Annotated in this window: 12 protein-coding genes; 6 read left to right on the forward strand and 6 right to left on the reverse strand. The window is 49.7% G+C overall.

The features are described 5' to 3' along the window. Positions 1–281 precede the first annotated feature (281 nt). A complete protein-coding gene (locus ACZ44I_RS05760; RefSeq protein ID WP_464547927.1) occupies positions 282–1,592 on the forward strand; it encodes a hypothetical protein in 1,311 nt (436 codons plus the stop codon). Between the two features lie 54 nt (positions 1,593–1,646). Here the strand turns inward: ACZ44I_RS05760 and ACZ44I_RS05765 are convergent, their stop codons facing one another. The 4 genes from ACZ44I_RS05765 to ACZ44I_RS05780 all read right to left on the reverse strand — a co-directional run bounded on the left by ACZ44I_RS05765 (position 1,647) and on the right by ACZ44I_RS05780 (position 5,806). Next, a complete protein-coding gene (locus tag ACZ44I_RS05765; protein WP_464547925.1) occupies positions 1,647–2,672 on the reverse strand; it encodes a HEAT repeat domain-containing protein in 1,026 nt (341 codons plus the stop codon). A 51-nt stretch (positions 2,673–2,723) separates the two neighbouring features. Beyond that, on the reverse strand, positions 2,724–4,544 hold the full coding sequence (locus ACZ44I_RS05770) for a DUF2207 family protein (protein ID WP_464547923.1): 1,821 nt from the start codon (positions 4,542–4,544) through the stop codon (positions 2,724–2,726). A gap of 9 nt (positions 4,545–4,553) precedes the next feature. After that, complete coding sequence (locus tag ACZ44I_RS05775) at positions 4,554–5,114, reverse strand: LemA family protein (protein WP_464547921.1); 561 nt, start codon at positions 5,112–5,114, stop codon at positions 4,554–4,556. Positions 5,115–5,245: 131 nt separating this feature from the next. After that, positions 5,246–5,806, reverse strand: coding sequence for a hypothetical protein (locus ACZ44I_RS05780; RefSeq protein WP_464547919.1), 561 nt, complete (start codon positions 5,804–5,806; stop codon positions 5,246–5,248). Positions 5,807–5,990: 184 nt separating this feature from the next. On the opposite strand from ACZ44I_RS05780, the gene ACZ44I_RS05785 reads away from it, so the two are divergent. Beyond that, positions 5,991–7,211, forward strand: coding sequence for an FprA family A-type flavoprotein (locus tag ACZ44I_RS05785; protein ID WP_464547917.1), 1,221 nt, complete (start codon positions 5,991–5,993; stop codon positions 7,209–7,211). Between the two features lie 115 nt (positions 7,212–7,326). Beyond that, a complete protein-coding gene (locus tag ACZ44I_RS05790) occupies positions 7,327–8,751 on the forward strand; it encodes a dihydropteroate synthase-like protein (RefSeq protein WP_464547916.1) in 1,425 nt (474 codons plus the stop codon). A 17-nt stretch (positions 8,752–8,768) separates the two neighbouring features. Here ACZ44I_RS05790 and ACZ44I_RS05795 read toward each other — a convergent pair whose 3' ends face one another. Continuing rightward, positions 8,769–9,119 (reverse strand): hypothetical protein, encoded by a 351-nt coding sequence (locus ACZ44I_RS05795; protein ID WP_464547914.1) that lies wholly within the window; start codon positions 9,117–9,119, stop codon positions 8,769–8,771. Positions 9,120–9,275: 156 nt separating this feature from the next. Here ACZ44I_RS05795 and ACZ44I_RS05800 point away from each other — a divergent pair, with 156 nt between their 5' ends. From ACZ44I_RS05800 to ACZ44I_RS05810, 3 genes are read left to right on the forward strand one after another with little or no spacing between them, the layout of a single operon-like run. Next, the gene (locus ACZ44I_RS05800) at positions 9,276–10,175 is read left to right on the forward strand and encodes a PPK2 family polyphosphate kinase (protein WP_464547912.1); all 900 of its coding nucleotides are present in this window, start codon (positions 9,276–9,278) and stop codon (positions 10,173–10,175) included. Positions 10,176–10,213: 38 nt separating this feature from the next. Beyond that, positions 10,214–10,411, forward strand: coding sequence for a hypothetical protein (locus ACZ44I_RS05805; RefSeq protein WP_464547910.1), 198 nt, complete (start codon positions 10,214–10,216; stop codon positions 10,409–10,411). Then, complete coding sequence (locus ACZ44I_RS05810; protein WP_464547908.1) at positions 10,390–10,548, forward strand: hypothetical protein; 159 nt, start codon at positions 10,390–10,392, stop codon at positions 10,546–10,548. Before ACZ44I_RS05805 ends, ACZ44I_RS05810 begins: the two co-directional genes overlap by 22 nt. Positions 10,549–10,582: 34 nt before the next feature. On the opposite strand, the gene ACZ44I_RS05815 is transcribed toward ACZ44I_RS05810, so the two are convergent. Further along, entirely contained in the window at positions 10,583–16,846 is a 6,264-nt protein-coding gene (locus ACZ44I_RS05815; protein ID WP_464547906.1) for a tetratricopeptide repeat protein, read from the reverse strand. Positions 16,847–16,871 lie beyond the last annotated feature (25 nt).

Here is a 16,871-nt window from a genome sequence, read left to right on the forward strand (position 1 = left end):
CCTCTTCTCTCCTTATTCTCGCAGAATCGGTAAGATACCCACAATACTGGATGGTACTTATTCTCAGATGCAATGCAGAAATCTTCGATCTTGAAAGCCTTATCCGGGATATCTGGTTTGAATCCGGTTCAGATGAGGCGTATTGCAGGATCAAAAAGAGTTCATATTTCACACATCCGGATATAAACCAGCTGGATATGTATCGTCTGATCCGTGATCTGGTGCAATCAGGAGATCAGATCACCTATAGGTACGGGAAGTGGTCAGATGATACCGTGCATATGACAGTGCTTGGTGAGATTGGAGTGGCCCCTCAGAACAGCATTGCCTATGTTCTAGCAAGAAATAACCTTCCTGCTGAAAAGTGTATGATATGTGGAGACGATGCATCGTATGGCGTTGACAACAGCAGAGTGCTGGGTGGACCGCAATATATCTGCACAACCTGTATACTCACAAATGAAAGAGGAATGAGAGAAAACGATATTCAGCCTCTTTATAACTCTCCGAGGATGACCTTCTGTTATGAATCCGAGGATCTTCGCTCAGCACTCTGTTGGTACCCTCCAGGATATGCTATCGAAGACCTCTATCCACTTAAGGATAGCCTCATATTATCACTCGTGCTGAATATTCCCACGGATACAAATAAGACGCAGTATGAATCGCTGTTGAAGATGATCATCGGCGAGAGGATCTATACAGCGATTGGTGAATTATCTGATGCCATCAGTGAATTTGCAGGCGACGAATACTGTGAATACGGAAGAATGACCGCCATCAGATCGACGATGATCATTGTGAGTACTATAATAGCCATATACCGATGCTCTTGCCGTGATTATCATGATTGGGATGCAGAATCTGTTGCAGATTGTTTGGAAGAAGAGTTAGCAGCCCTTCATTCAATCCACCCCTCCTGGAGATCGGAAATTCTGCCCACCCTTACGCGTTTCTTTATCCATCTCGATAAAGAGGAGATCATCCGGAATGCTGATACTCTGATCAAGTCGATAAGCCACAGAGAGGCAGGCATTCTCCGTCAATTTATAGGGATGCAGATTGAGATGAGCAGATTCAGAGAGTTCCAGAAGGCTATAATCACTGAGTATGGACGTGTCTTCGATGTAACCAGTAGTACTGGCAGGGTTTTACATGCTGCATCTCCTATATGTCAGGTAGGACCACGTACTCTGAAGGATGTGCTCAGGCAGATCGATGAGATGATGATCCTGATGGAGGAGAATGTAAGTATGAGCTTTGATGACGAGCATTTCTTCCCCTCAATCGTCATTAAAATAAAATGCTCAGCATTCCTCAGTCATACCATATATTTCCCTGAAAACGAGATAACAGAGCACTGCAACAACATTATTGAGTTGCTTACATTCCATCCCAACCTGCCATTGACACGGGGAGATCCAGATCTCTGGGCGGCCTCAATCGTTTATTATGCATGCAGAAACCCTGGATTACCAGGATTTGATCGAAAGAAGAAGGAAATTAAAGAGATCATTGCAGAATTCTATAAGAAAAAACCGGAATCCATCCAATCAAAACTGAGGGCCATCCTTCAATACCTTCCAGGGTAGGAGAGGACTCGTGCGGATACATCTTGGATTTTTCCTCCATTTAGCAAAATGATGTTACGATCGGCCTGCCCTTGACCTGATTGCATCAATTGCCCTCTGTGCAAAGTACGGAACATCCTCACCCGGATGTGTCAGAAGTTTCTGAATATCCGGGATTATCGCTTCATTGCTTGAACTCCCAAGTACACAGAGAGCACCTACGATATGCTCACTATTATCAGCCGAAAACTGTTGTATCATTTCGTTCTCAGGGAATGGTTCAAGATAGCTGAGAGACTGATATGCCCCTTCCCATCGGTAATCAGATCCACTATCAAAGAGAGGGATAAGATCGGCAATTCCCCTCTCCCGTTCAATTCGGGGCAGGATATAGGCCACCGCACAGATCAGATAAGGATTGTCTGCATAAAGATTTGGGAGAAGAGCATCATATACAGAAGGACCAAGATTGATGATCGCCTCTCTTGCTCTCCAATGGAGATCTTTATTCGGATCGTCAAAGATTGCGATCAGATCGGGGAGGGCTGATGCATCCCTGATATCTCCCAGAATATCAATGATTGTACCCTTCATTTTGTCATTACCGGACTGAAGGGCCCTGCAAAGGAATGGAACCGCCGGGGAGCCTATCCCAACGAGGGCTTCAGTGGCGGCATAGCGGATATCGTATGGGTTTTCAGCATCCGGATCATACAAATCCAAATCCTCAGAATCCTCCATTTCGTCAGTTTCTTCTGCAATTTCTTGATCCCTTCTAAAGGACATTTCGATGAGAGGGATGAGATAGGGAACAGATTGTACTCCAAGCATCACATAGAGATCGGCGACATCATTCCAGAAATTCTCGGTCTCATATTCTTTCTTCTCTATTGCTGCCTGAAGATAAGGGAGTACGGTATCTGCACCATAAATTGCAAGTATCTCTTTTGACTGTTCGACGATATCAGGAAATATACAACCAATATTATAGATACATTTTTTGATGATGTATTCTTCTCTCGTCACTGCCGAGAATCCTTCAATGACACTGAGAATTTCATTTCTCTTGACTTTTGAACGTGTACGTCTCTGTCTAACCATACTGCACCTTCCGGTTATTCATTCATAATTATGTAGTGGAAGAATGATGAATCATCTCCCTCCTGCCCCTCCACCACCAAAGCCGCCACCTGCACCAAACCCTCCGCCACCTGAGCCTGCCTGTGAGGGCGGGGAAAATGTGCTGATCGAATAAAATCCCATGAACCAGAAATAGGTTGGGACATAGTACCCGTACTCAGAAACATCCACCTTCAGCTCCTTCATCGCCTTCTGGACGTTATCGCCAACTCCAAGCGCTGTGCCATAAATAAGCCAGATTCCCCACATATTCATATCATCGGGGCTGTACTTCCGGATCATGCTCATATCAGAGAGGAATCGCCTGAAGGCACTCCATTCAAGCTTCGTCTTATAGTAGTCATCTTTCCAGTGGCCAAAGAGGGTTGATGGCATTGCAACAGCAACCCCCGCCTGCACCGCCATAATGACACCAGGGACGATTGCTGCCAGCAGCATTCCTTCGGTATCGGTTGCAAAGAGGAATGCCAGTATGACAATGAGGATATAGCCGATTGCGCCGAAGAGGAGAAGAGCGGGAGTTCCCCTTCCATCAACAGCATAAGCTCCTGAGATCCGCTCATCACTCATCGTCATCAGGTCATTTATGTTCTCTTTGAGACGGATGGCAATATGCTCATCTGCGGTGGAACTTTTTGCCCGTTCTGCAACTGCTTCGAAGTAGCCGGTATCAAGAACCCCGGATTCATCAGAATTCAGGCTGATGAAGTTCATCACCTTCTGCTCGTATTGATCATCCCCTTCCTCTTCAAGAAGCCGGATTTTCACTCCTTTCTGATCGGGATTCTCCCTTATCTCGATCTTCTTCTTCCGGTGAAGATCAAGGAGGGTTGCATAAAACCCGTTCTCATCTGAGGAGAATGCATCCTTATTGAAGACCAGATTCACCTGCCAGGGCGGCATCTTTTCATCCGGGACTGTGCTGAGGTATTCCGGGACAGTGTAATCCTTCTCCCTTCCATACAGGATGTACAGGAGGAGAAGCAGAAAGGGCGTCAGAACAACCAGGACTTTTCCGATCAACAGAAGGATATCAGCAATAAATAAGCCGAAGAGGTACGAGTTGTTTGCAGATTCGGTCTTCTCACGGACCCCTTCAACATAGGTTTTAATCCCGGCAACAGAATCTATTGAATCCGGGCTCATCAGGAACTCAACCTCGATCCGCTCATTGGAAGGGGAACTTCCGGTGAGCATAATCATCCCATCGCCACGGGTTATCTCGTAGCTTGGGGGATGTGTGAAGACATCTGTTATCTTGTCGGAGACGAGTGTAATGGTGACGTCCTTATAGGGAATGTGCTCGTCTGCAAACATCAGGTTGATATGCACAGAATCGCTGTCGTACTCTACCGGCGGCACCATCTGGTAGGTATACTCAACAACATAGTCGCCCGGAACAAAGTAGTCTGGATTGACAATGCCAACCTCATTTAGATAAGCAAGATCAGAGACGAGCGATCGGGCACGGGGATTATCCCCTTCAAAGAGATGGATGCGGCCAGTACCCTCCTTCAGGTACAGAACAGCTCCATCCGGTGCCGATCCCTCGATAAAGCGGATGTGAGGGTAGCCGGACTCTGGCTCTCCAAAGATAAGGGCAGCGTTCCAGTTGCGGTACAACATCCGGTATTCCTGGGTTGAGCGGACCGAATAGACGTACCGCTCTGTGAGATCCCCATTCTCCTGCCAGGTCACCTCATATGACTCGACGATGAGGTCGCCGCTATAATCAAATGCACCGGCAGGAAAGAGCCCCATTACGCCAATGACAGAGAGGCCAAGCAGCAGGGTTCCCGCAAAGAGGAGTGCAATCAGTCTCTTCTCTTCCATGAAGAAACCTCAGAACTCGATCTTCGGGGCCTTTTCCAGATTCTCATCCTGGAATTCGAGGTAATCAAGCTTGACCATGCCGATCATATTCCCGACGATATTCGATGGAATTGTCTGGAGCATTGTGTTGAACTGCTGTGAGATATTGTTGAACGTATACCGGTGGCGGGCGATCTCATCTTCCAGCCCTTTGATCGATCCCATCAGATCCTTTACAGTCTGGGATGTCTTCAGATCAGGATAGTTCTCCATCACCGCAAAGAGGCGGCCAAGCACACTCCGCGACTCTGCTTCGATGGCGTTGAGATCCCCTGCCCCGGCAGATCCAACAGATGCACGCATCTTAGTCACCGATTCAAGCGTGCTCTTCTCAAATTCTGCATAGCTCTTCACCGATCCGAGGAGCTGGTCGATCATATCGAGCCGCTTCTTCATGGCAACCTTGATCTGGCCGAGTGTTGCCTCGGATGCGTTCTTCAGACGATAGTATTTGTTGTAGATACTGACAAACCAGAGAACAATGACGATGGCAAGGAGGACAAGTATCCCGCCGATAATGAGTTCAATCATCTTATTTCACCTGTACTCACATTGATCTGAGAGATAAAAAGACTGATGCGCCCTGCTGAACAGGAGTTGATGAATCTGAGTCAGTCAGGTCATCAATCAGGGCACCCCTCTGGACAAAGTACCGGCATCAATCATCTGTAATGTTTATTACCAGAAAAAACAGAAAAACCGGTATGAATGAGATCCCACAAGGACCATTCTGCCAGAGTTGCGGCATGCCGATGAGCGAGCAGGACAAATGCCGACAGTGTAAGGAACTCAAAGAAGAGATATAGGGTGAGGAAATCGCCGGAAAGAAGAACACCAAGGTCCGCTGCGAGTGAGAGAAGCCAGAAGAAGTAGAAACGGTTCGTCCGTATCTCTTCTTTCATATATCTGGTTGCATAGAGAGAGGCGAGCATCCAGACAAATATCGAGATGAGAAGAACAGCATATGAGAGAGGATGGATCGAGAGGACTGGAGTATAGAAGAAAAAGGCGTGTTCAAAGGAGACACTCGCCGTGAGAGTTGGTATCTGAAGCGGAATAAGGATGCCAACGACCAGAAGCGTCAGACTTGTAGCAGACACAAGAGTAAGATCGCGGAGAGATAGGGAGATTCGACCCAAGATATAGGAGAGAAATGCTCCGATGAAGGGAATGGCAATTATCGAGAGGAGAAGAAATGCTGGGTATAAATCAGTGACAGTCATCTGCATATACTCCCTGATACCTGATGAGGATCCAAACCCCTGTGTACAGACCCAACAATACGCCAGATACCGTTTTTGATGGGAAGCGTGATAATATTCTCTGTTTTACCATGGGAACAATTTCGTAATCCTTATAAATGTTCGTAACAAATAGAACATTCGCAATAAACCGAATCAAGTGATAATGATGAAAGCAAAAGCAGAAAAGATTGCAGAGGGAGTCTACTGGGTAGGCACCCTTGACTGGGATATCCGAACATACCATGGATACACCCTCGATGGAACATCATACAATGCATATCTGATCTTCGGTGAGAAGACGGTGCTGATTGACAACGTCTATCCGGGACAGTCTGCCCAGATGTGGGGACGGATAAGAGACGCATGTGCCGCTGAAGGAAGATCTGAAACAATAGACATTATCATCCAGAACCATGCAGAAAAGGACCATTCAGGGGCACTCCCCGAGATCCACAAAAGGTTCCCAAATGCGCCGATTTACTGTACCGAGGTCTGTAAGAAGGGACTTCTGCGCCATTACCCCACCCTTGAAGGGGCAGAGTTTAGGCATGTGAAGACCGGGGACACCCTCGATATCGGGGGGAAGACACTGGCATTTGTACAGGCTCCTCTCCTGCACTGGCCGGATTCGATGTTCACGCTCTATGCAGAAGAGGGGATACTCTTCCCAAATGATGCCTTTGGCCAGCACCTCTGTTTCACCGGCAGGTACGATACCGACATTCCGGATACGATCCTCATGGATGCAACTCAGAAGTTCTATGCCAACCTGATCGTCCCCCTGACGCCCCTCTTCCTGAAGAAGGCAAAGGAGCTGACAGATCTGGATCTCCTCTCCAAGGTAAAGATAATAGCACCTTCACATGGCCAGATATGGACCGATCCATCGCAGGTGATCAATGCATATATCGGATGGGCAACCGGGAGTGCAATGAAGAAGAAGGTAACCATCATCTATGATACCATGCATGGATCAACCCAGAAACTTGCACATGCCCTCGCAGAAGGGGTTATGGCAGGTGGAGCTGATGTAAAGATCTTCAACCTTCACGAAGATGAGCGATCTGAGATCGTGAAGCATATTCTTGAGTCAAAAGCGATCATGGTCGGCGTTCCCGCAATCAACGATATGCCATATCCAAGTATTGGAGATCTCCTCTATTATCTCAAAGGACTCCGGTTCGACAGAACCGGAGAGCGGTATGCCCTCACCTTCGGATCCATGGGAGGGCGTGGAGGTGCAGCAGCCTTCGTCGCTGAGGAACTAAAGGCTGCGGGATTTACAGTAACCGAAACATTTGAGGTCCAGTTCGTACCTGATGAAAGCGAAATGGATTCTGCATATGATGCAGGGCTCACAATGGCGAAGAAGATCTCTTCCTAATTAGACCAAATACACCATCTCTTTTTTAGCCGCCATACCAGCCGTATCATCAATTGGAGAAAATCAGGATGAAGATTTCGCCACCTTCAAGTAACCTCACGTCAACCATACCGCTATGCGGATCCTGCTTGTAACCGGCACCCAGACAGAAGGAATTGTCAGGGAAGCTGCCGAAGAATCCGGTCATGACTGTGATATCGCTGTTATCGGTGAGGTGGCATCGTTCATTTCACCAAAGCGGCTCACGGAACTGATCCAAAAAGACCGGTATGACTTTGTAATCGTCTCCGGGATGTGTACCGCAGATTTCTCCTCAGTCGAAAAGGAGACCGGGGTCTTTGTCTTCCGTGGCCCCCGCCACGCCGCCGATCTCGCCATGATCCTCCCCGCAGTCGGGCAGATCCAGCTCTCCCGGACGATTCCCGCAGATGACCTTATTACAACGATGAAGCGCGATAAAGCACTTTTAATGCTGGAGGAAAGAGAAGCTGCTGCCGATCCTGAATTCTACGTCAGGGGAGTGAAGATCGGCGGCGGGAGCAGGATGAAGGTCGTCGCAGAGATAATGGATGCCCACCGCCATCCGGATATCAGATCCGCTGTTCTCCGCTTCTTCTCTTCAGGAGCGGATATCGTTGATCTCGGTTTTGGGTTCGATGCCACACCGGAGGATGTTGCTTTCACCTTCTCTCTTCTTGAAGGAATTGACGGACCGCTTGCAGCAGATACCCAGGATCCTGAGTTGATAAGAGCAGCACTTGGGAGAGCTGATCTGATCCTCTCTCTCCAGGAAGAGAATATTCCCCAGATAGGGACTGAGATCGCCGAGGCGGGTATTGCTGCAGTTGTCGTTCCCGGAGAAGCAGGGCTTGCTGCAAACTGTGCAGCTGTCAAAGCCTGCGGAATTGAGTGCATCATTGCAGATCCACTCCTCCCACCAGCCGGATCAGGACTGGTGAGGGCACTTGCGACAATGGCAGAAACAGAAACATCTTATCCCCTTTTCTTTGGCGCAGGAAACGTAGTGGAACTCCTGGATGCCGACTCCCCCGGTGCCAATGCACTCCTTGCGGCAATGGCACAGGAGCTTGGGGCAGATCTGATCTTCACCAGCGAACACTCGGATAAAACACTTGGATCGGTTGCAGAGATGAGAAGAGCGACGATGATGATGGCATTGATGGAAGGCTGGCCATATCCAAAAGATCTCGGCCTTGACCTCTTTGTCATCAAGGAGAAACGCAGACGGCAGGAACCGCCTGTTCTGTATGAAACAATACATGAGGCTGGCACACCAGAAAAAGCTCTCACATATGACCCCTGCGGAAATTTCAGGATAGGAATTGACGAAAAGGAGATCATTGCAGAAAGAATGGGGGTGGCAATAAAGTCACAGGACTGGAACTCACTCTTCTCGATGATCGAGAAGAAAGGATGGGTTTCACTCCTCGATCACGCTGCATATCTTGGCAAGGAGCTCTATAAAGCAGAGCTCGCCATCCGTTTCAACAGAAGCTTTGAACAGGATGGCGATTTCTGATCCGAGGCAGGGTATCTTCAGAAGAGACCAAACCAGACAATAAATGAACTGATGACCATGATGACCAGAATGACGATCAATGCCTTATAAAGACAGCTGCTGCATATGTTGGCGACACCACTTTCGTGACGCCTGAGGCAAAGCCTGCATGGGTGGCCGGTGGTAATATTCGGGTGATCTTTTTCATAGAGCGCCCGAATCTTCTTTTCCAGATGAGGGGAGTTGTGAATCTGGTGCCATTCCTCTTCCGAGATGCCCATGAAGAGACTACAGGTGCTGCACTTGATCCAGATCTCATTGTCTGATGGCTGCTCGACATTCAGTGTTTGCTCGCCACACTCAGGACAGTGCAGATGGTTGAAATCCATGGAGACTAGAAGGGAGATTAACCTTATAAAGGTGTGTATCTCTCAAAAATTGAGAGATCAAGTCCGTCAGAATAACCACCCTCTCACCCATCACAATAACGATTCTTTATTTTCTATGAGGTAGAGTCTGAATGCCAGAGGGGATGATGAAAGAAGATGATAAAAGAGAAATACCTGGAGCGGATGCTCGTAAAGCCGGAAAAAAAACTCAGGCTCACAGATTTTAACACGGGATGGGCACAGAACGATACACTCAGGGAAGCGGGGAAAAATGCGGTGAAACAGCGGGCTGCCGAACTCCTTGAAGAGAACAGGGCGGCGCTTGCAGAGGCTCAGGAGTTGCTCTGGGCAGATAAACGGTACTCGATACTGGTGATTCTCCAGGGGATGGATACAGCAGGAAAAGATGGAACAATAAAGCATGTGATGTCGGGTGTAAACCCACAGGGCTGCCACGTGATGAGTTTCGGTGTCCCGACGAAATATGAACTCGACCATACCTTCCTCTGGCGTTTCTGGAAAGCCATGCCCCGTCGTGGGGAGATCGGGATCTTTAACCGTTCCTACTATGAGGATGTGCTCGTCCCAAAAGTCCATCCGGTGATCCTGGAAGGACAGCAACTCCCACCAGGATATGGATCAGATGCGTTCTGGGAAACGCGTTATGAAGATATCAGGGCGTTTGAACGGCACCACCATGTAAACGGCACGATTATTTTAAAATTTTTCCTCAACATCTCAAAGGAAGAGCAGAAAGAACGGCTACTATCCCGGCTGCTGACTGAGAAGAAGCAGTGGAAATTCTCCCTCTCTGATCTGACAGAGCGGCAGTACTGGAACCATTATCAGGCAGCATATGAAGAGGCGCTATTTCAGACAAGTACAGATGATGCACCGTGGTACGTGATCCCGGCAGATTACAAATGGGTCGCCAGGACGCTGGTTGCAGATATAATTGTCCGTGCAATCAGCCGCCTTGACCTCAGGTACCCTGAAATCTCAGCAGAACAGATGAAGGAAATTGAAAAGGCACGAATCCATCTGGAGAGTGAGTAGATTGATACCAGATGATTTCCTGAGCCTGTAAAGGGAGGATGCTGATATGCTATTCAGACTCAATCAACCTGATCATCAGGGTAGTCAAAGCAGAGAAGAATACACTCATCACCACATACCTCGTCCTCTTCCTCGTCCTAATCGCAGCTGCCACTCTTATGTATGAGGTCGAATTCCCAGCAGAGCCTGAAGCGTTTTCGAATATCCCCGTAGCGTGTACACGCTCATCGGAATAGCCATCTTCACCCTTCCGGCAGGTATCCTTGCTTCAGGCTTCTCAAAAGCTCTTAAGAAAGAGATCAACGAGGATGAAGAGTACCTCTGTCCCCATTGCAAGCAGGAGATAAAAGGCCGCGATCTCTGGAAGAAGTGATGCTTGGATAATCTGGAGAGAGCAAAAAGAGATCTCAGGCGGTTTTCTGCCTGCACCGCCGAATCTCTTCCATATACGCACGTTCAGGCTGTAGTTCATAGGCTTTTTCAAATGAATGGAGAGCCTCCTCAAACCGATCAAGCGCAGCAAGAGCCTTCCCCTTCGCATACCAGAGCCTGTGGCGATCAGGCACCCCTTCCAGTGCACGATCCAGCGAGACGAGTGCCTCTTCATTTCGTCCAAGACGGAGAAGTGCATGTGCATGAGCCTGCCATGCTGAATACAAGCCGGGATCAATACTCAGAGCCTCCTCACTCGATTCCACAGCTTTATCGAATCTGCCGAGCTGATGCAGCAGTACTGCACGTGCATGCAGTACAGGGGCATTCCCGGGATTAATATCCAGAGATCGGTTAAAAGAGAGAATAGCATCCTCAAACCTGCCCAGGCTCCCAAGTATAGTCCCTCTGATATACCAGGAGCCGCTATCCTCAGGAGTGAGTGAGAGAGCCCGATCAAGTGAACGGAGGGCCTCCTGGTATTTCAGAAGACGGTGGAGTACTGTCCCCCTGAGAACCCAGGCATCCGCATAGGTTTCATCAAGAGTGATCGCCTTATCGGCCGAGGAGAGTGCCTGCTGGAACCGGCCGAGCCTTCCCTGGATAACGCCCCGGAGATACCATGCCTTCGGATCGTCCTGTCTCCCGGAGAGAGCCCGTTCAACAGAGAAGGAGGCGTCATCATATTTTCCAGCCTTGACAAGGAGCCTGGCATGCCCATACCACCCCTCAGGATCATCGGGATGCTCTTCAAGCCAGCAGGTGCAGTATCGGAGTGCCTCATCATAACGGCCGACATGGTAGAGAGCTGAGGCATATCGGCGAAATAGTTCAGGATCACGTGCATTCCGGTGGATTGCCCTTTCATAACAGGATACTGCCTCGGTGTATCTCCCAAGATGAGAAAGTGCGGTACCACACCTGTTAATGAGCGCAGGATCATCCTGGGAGAAGTGAAGTGCCCGCCTGAATGCTGATAATGCTTCATCATACCTTCCCAGACGGCAGAGGAGATCACCCATCTCTCTCCACCCATCGGGTTTCCCGGCTAAGACTACACGATCATATGAAGAGAGTGCATCCTCAAGACGACCGGCTGCTGCCAGAAGATCTGCATAGAGGAAGCAAATTTCGGGGTCATCAGGTATCTCTCCGATCAGCTGATGAAGCAGATCAAGTGCTTCTTCTTTTCGTCCGACTGCATTAAGGGAAGTGGAGAGGGCCTGGAGAACAGCTGCCCTGAATGATGGATCTTCAGTTGGGGGAGAGAGGAGGAGGATTGCATCATTATGTCTGCCAAGGCGGGAGAGAAGAAGACCCCGCTCTGTCGTAGTCTCATCTGGTGCGTGCTCATAGGCGAGGAGTGCTTCATCAGGACGATCAAGCTGCTCGAGAACAAATCCATACAGAGACCAGAGATCCGGATCATCGGGAATCTCAAGGACCAGTCTTGAGATGATCCCATGAGCTTTGGAAAAGCGATTGAGGGCGATGAGGGACCGGGCCATACCAAGAAGCGATTCGGTATCGGATGGCTCCTGTAGAATTGTTTCTTCAAAGGAGAGAACCGCTTCTTCATGACGGCCAAGCGATTGGAGGATCAGACCCCGTTTTCGAAGAATTGAGGGGGCAGGATCGCCAGTCCTTACCAGTCGTTCATAGAGGGCAAGGGCCTCGCCTGCCTTTTTCAGGAGAACAAGCATATCAGCAGCCTTTCCAAGCAGGATTGGGTCATCCGGGAGGGCCAGGAGGGCACGCTGGTAAAGATCATATGCCTCCTCTGCCCTGTCAACTTCGAAGAGCGCATCAGCATAGAGTTCCAGAAGAGAGGGGTCATCCGGGGCAAGCGGCAATGCCTGTTCATAAGCATCAACTGCATCCTGATACCGGCCGGAACGGAACCGGCAGTCACCAATCTTCTTCCAGATAACCGGGTCACCATCCGGGACATGCGCAGATGAAGCCAGGTATTCCTCCTCAGCTTCATCAAATCTGCCTGTCCGGAAGAGGGAATCAGCATAGAGCAGGCGCTGCTCAGGCGTTAGGGTATCGAGCTGATCAAAAGCAGATACCGCTTCCTCATGACGGCCCAGAAGAGTGAGCAGACTGGCACGCTCGCCGATCAGATTGCTATCATCGGGGCTGATCTCAAGACCCCTGTCAAGTGAAGTGAGCGCCTCATCGTAGCGGCCAAGATGATTGAGTACAAATCCAGACCTGTAGAGGAGAACGGGATCATCAGGCGTGAATCGGAGTGCCTGCTGATATGCGGCATCTGCATCATCGAAGCGTTCAAGCTGACAGAGGAGATCGCCCATCTCTCTCCATCCATCCGGCATATCTGGTGAAACTCCCCCCCGATAAGCAGCGAGAGCCTCCTCGGGGTGGTCGGCGGATTCGAGGAGTTTCGCATAGAGGAGAAGAATCCCGGTATTATCTGGCATTTCATCGATCTGCTGCCTGACAATAGCAAGAGCCTCTTCCTCCTTTCCGATTGCAATTGAAGATCTGGAGAGGGCTTTGAGTGCTGCCGGATGGGAAGAGAGCCTTTCAGGAGTGGAGGAGAGGAGAGAGAATGCCTCATCATGACGGCCGGCTTCAAAGAGCAGGACACCCCGCTCTATAGTAGTCTCATCAGGTACATGCTCATAGGCAAGAAGCGCCTCATCAGGTCGGTGAAGCAGTTCAAGGACAGTACCCAGCATCTGCCATATCTGTGAATCTCCGGGAATCTCAGCAACCAGTTTCGAGAGTATCCCGTGAGCCTCTTCAAAACGGGAGAGGGGGATCAGGCAACGGGCACTTCCGAGCATGGAGGCACTATCGGAGGAATCCAGATACAGTGCCCCTTCAAAAGAGGTAAGAGCCTCCTCATACCGCTCAAGCTTTACGAGAAGTTCCCCCCGTCTTCTCCAGAGTGTTGCATCCGCAGTTTCTCGCCCGGTGAGCCTGTCATAGAGAGCAAGGGCCTCTGTCTTCCTGTTCAGAAGGGCGAGAGTATCAGCAGCCTTTGAGAGGAGAGCCGGATCATCAGGGGATGCCAGAAGGGCACGTTCAAATACAGCATATGCCTCTTCTCTTCTCAACACCTCAAGAAGTGCATCGCCGTATGATTCAAGCAAGTCTGAATCTTCTGGTGAAGATTGAATGGCCCTCTCATACCCGGAGATTGCCTCTTCATAGCTGCCCATGGAGAAACGGCAGTCGCCGATCTTTTTCCAGATGGCAGAATCGTCATCCGCACCATCAAGAGAGGCAAGATATGCCTCTTCTGCACGATCAAATCTGCCTGTCCTGAAGAGCGCATCGGCATGAAGCAGATGCTGATTTCGTGAAAGAGTGTCGAGCTGATCGAACGTTTCCAGCGCCTCATCATATCGCTCAAGAAGCGTGAGCAGACGGGCACGCTCACTGATCAGATCAGAATCATCCGGACTGAGTGACAATGCCCGGTCAAGATAGCTGAGTGCCTCATCATGCCGTTTCAGCCGGGAGAGAAGCATACCATACTGAAAGAGTAAAACGGCATTCTCAGGATCAAGGTTGATTGAACGCTCAAAAGAACGGGCCGCATCTTCAGCACGGTTCAGTGAAAGAAGAGCCGACGCATGATCAGACCAGACAGCTGGCTGATCCGGATTCAGATTGAGGGAACGATCAAACGAAATGAGTGCGTCCCCAGGTCGGCCAAGTGAGAGGAGAGCACGGCCATGATCACGCCAGACAGATGAGTCGGAATCATCAAGAGAGAGAGAACGGTCGAATGAGGAGACAGCTTCTTCATGACGGCCAAGTGAGAGGAGAGCACGGCCATGATCACGCCAGACAGATGAGTCGGAATCATCAAGAGAGAGAGAACGGTCGAATGAGGAGACAGCTTCTTCATGACGGCCAAGAAAGAGGAGTGCAGAGCCACGATCACGCCAGACAGATGAGTCGGAATCATCCAGAGAAAGAGCACGGTCGAATGAGGAGACAGCTTCTTCGTGACGGCCAAGAAAGAGGAGAGAAGAGCCACGAATCTGCCAGTATGATGGACTATTCTGCTTATCCGGATCGATTCTCTCAAGTGCAGTCAGAGATTCTTCATACCTGTGAAGCCGATGAAAGAGCGCTCCCAACTCAAAAAGTGCCTCATTATTATCCGGATCAATCTTCAGCAATTCCTTAAAGGATTGAACCGCACCTTCATTCTGGTGAAGTGCCATCTGGGCACAGGACCGGTTTAGCCAGACACCAGGATCGGCTTTACCTGATTCGATGATCTCATCAAATGCAATGAGAGCTTCCCGGTACCGCTCGAGGCGGAGGAGGAGGGGGGCAAGCCGCATACGCGCTGTAGAATCCTGCGGACGAAGAGTACGAACCCGTTCATATGAAGAAACCGCCTCCCGATAACGGCCAAGGGCCTCAAGAGCGGATCCATGGTAGAGCAGTGCAGTCGTACTATCAGGATGGGTATCCAGTATCTTCTCAAAAGCCTCCAGAGCCTCTTCATATCGCTCTGATTCCATGAGAAGCTTTCCCTTGCCTAGATTTGCTTTCAGATCCGATGGATTGAGTGAAAGTGTCTGCTCAAGAGACGCAAGCGATCCATCGGTCCTGCCAAGATGATTGAGTGCCAGTGCACGAAGTGACCAGGAGTCGGGATCATCATCACGAATGGCAATTGCATTATCCAGGAAGGTAAGGGCATCCTGATCCCGGCCAATTGCAAGGGCAGCTGAGCCGCTGTTCAACCATGCTTCATAATAATCAGGCCGGTCTTCGAGAACCTTCGCGTACGCATCCAGTGCTTCTTCATTCCGTCCCTGAATCTGGAGAAGCGTCGCCTTTGAAAACCATGCCTCAGTATCATCTGGGTTATGCTGGAGTGCTGTATCAAGTGACTGGAGAGCCTCCTCATACCTGCCCAGATTCCAGAGACATATTCCGTGCCTTCTCCAGACAGCTCCGGTTTGGGGATGCAGGGTATCAGCAGACTCATCATCCCCGCCATTACGAAAGAGAGGGATGGCCCGTTCATAGCTCTCGATCGCATCATCATATCGCCAGAGTTTATCAAGTGCTATCCCACGTAGAAACCAGGCAACAGGATCCTTTTGATTGAGGGTGATTGCTTTCTCATATGAGATGATTGCATCATCAAAATTGGATAGGCGACACTGGATGGCGCCTTTCATGCACCATATCTCAGAAACACTGAATGCTGAATCAGATACATCATCGTTCTCCAGTCTGAGTGCCTCGTCAAATGAATGAAGGGCATTATCAAAACGAAAGAGCCGATAGAAGCAGACGCCCTGTAAAAACCAGGCTTTTCCAGATGAAGGATCGATTTCAAGTGCCCGGCCAAAGAGTGTTATTGCATCTTCATATTGTTTCTCTGAGAGGAGATATTCACCCATTGAGATAAGACCAGGGAGATCATCGAGATGGCTGGACTGGTTCAGGATACCAATGGCCCGATCGGTTTCTCCAAGCCCGAGAAGAGCAAAAGCATATCTTCGTCTGGTATCCCGGTCACCTGATTGAATTGCGAGTGCTTTTTCAAAGGAATCAGCTGCATCCTGAAATTCATGTAAAGAGAGTGAAGCAATCCCTTTCCCCTTCCATGCGAGAAAGGTATCAGGATGTATCTGGAGTGCCGTTGAAAAAGACCGTATGGCACCCCGGAGATACCAGACACCCGTATCATCGGGATAACCCGGCTGGATTCCCCCGGTTTCTTCACCTTGATCTGATCGGGATAACCGGCAGAGGATCATTCCCCTCAGACACCAGAGCCGGGCATCGCCGGTGTCAAGAGCTGTCAGCCTGTCGACGAGATCAAGGGCTTCGGGATACATCCCTCCCGAGAGCAGCTCATCCACCATCTTTTTCAGATCAGGGAGAGCATCCGGGTGTAATGCCAGATTCAGCATTCGTATTGCATCGTCTGTTCTCCCGATTGCAAGGAGCGCAGATGCATATGCCTCTCGAACCTCCGGATCATCTGAACGAATTGCGAGGGCTTCCTTATAGGCGAGGATCGCCTCCGGATAGTTCTTCATCCGGAGATATGCATCACCTTTTCCAACCCAGGCTTCATGGTAACCCGGGTCAATTGCAAGGGCATCATCAAAGAGACGTACAGCATCTCCCAGATCTCCTTCTGCCAGGAGAGAGCGGGCTAAACGGATATATCCGTCTGCTTCCTCCTGTTTATTCGGCTCAGGCTCCCTTTTCCAGATTTCCATTAGACCTCAGTCCGGAGATTGCACA

The sequence above is a fragment of the Methanocalculus pumilus genome (genome assembly GCF_055382585.1).

Coding starts and splice junctions, on each gene's coding strand:
- ACZ44I_RS05785 (WP_464547917.1), top strand. CDS start 5,991: ATGATGAAAGCAAAAGCAGAAAAGATTGCAGAGGGAGTCTACTGGGTA.
- ACZ44I_RS05815 (WP_464547906.1), bottom strand. CDS start 16,846: ATGGAAATCTGGAAAAGGGAGCCTGAGCCGAATAAACAGGAGGAAGCA.
- ACZ44I_RS05775 (WP_464547921.1), bottom strand. CDS start 5,114: ATGATTGAACTCATTATCGGCGGGATACTTGTCCTCCTTGCCATCGTC.
- ACZ44I_RS05770 (WP_464547923.1), bottom strand. CDS start 4,544: ATGGAAGAGAAGAGACTGATTGCACTCCTCTTTGCGGGAACCCTGCTG.
- ACZ44I_RS05800 (WP_464547912.1), top strand. CDS start 9,276: ATGATAAAAGAGAAATACCTGGAGCGGATGCTCGTAAAGCCGGAAAAA.
- ACZ44I_RS05780 (WP_464547919.1), bottom strand. CDS start 5,806: ATGACTGTCACTGATTTATACCCAGCATTTCTTCTCCTCTCGATAATT.
- ACZ44I_RS05765 (WP_464547925.1), bottom strand. CDS start 2,672: ATGGTTAGACAGAGACGTACACGTTCAAAAGTCAAGAGAAATGAAATT.
- ACZ44I_RS05760 (WP_464547927.1), top strand. CDS start 282: ATGACAGTGCTTGGTGAGATTGGAGTGGCCCCTCAGAACAGCATTGCC.
- ACZ44I_RS05795 (WP_464547914.1), bottom strand. CDS start 9,119: ATGGATTTCAACCATCTGCACTGTCCTGAGTGTGGCGAGCAAACACTG.
- ACZ44I_RS05790 (WP_464547916.1), top strand. CDS start 7,327: ATGCGGATCCTGCTTGTAACCGGCACCCAGACAGAAGGAATTGTCAGG.
- ACZ44I_RS05805 (WP_464547910.1), top strand. CDS start 10,214: ATGCTGATATGCTATTCAGACTCAATCAACCTGATCATCAGGGTAGTC.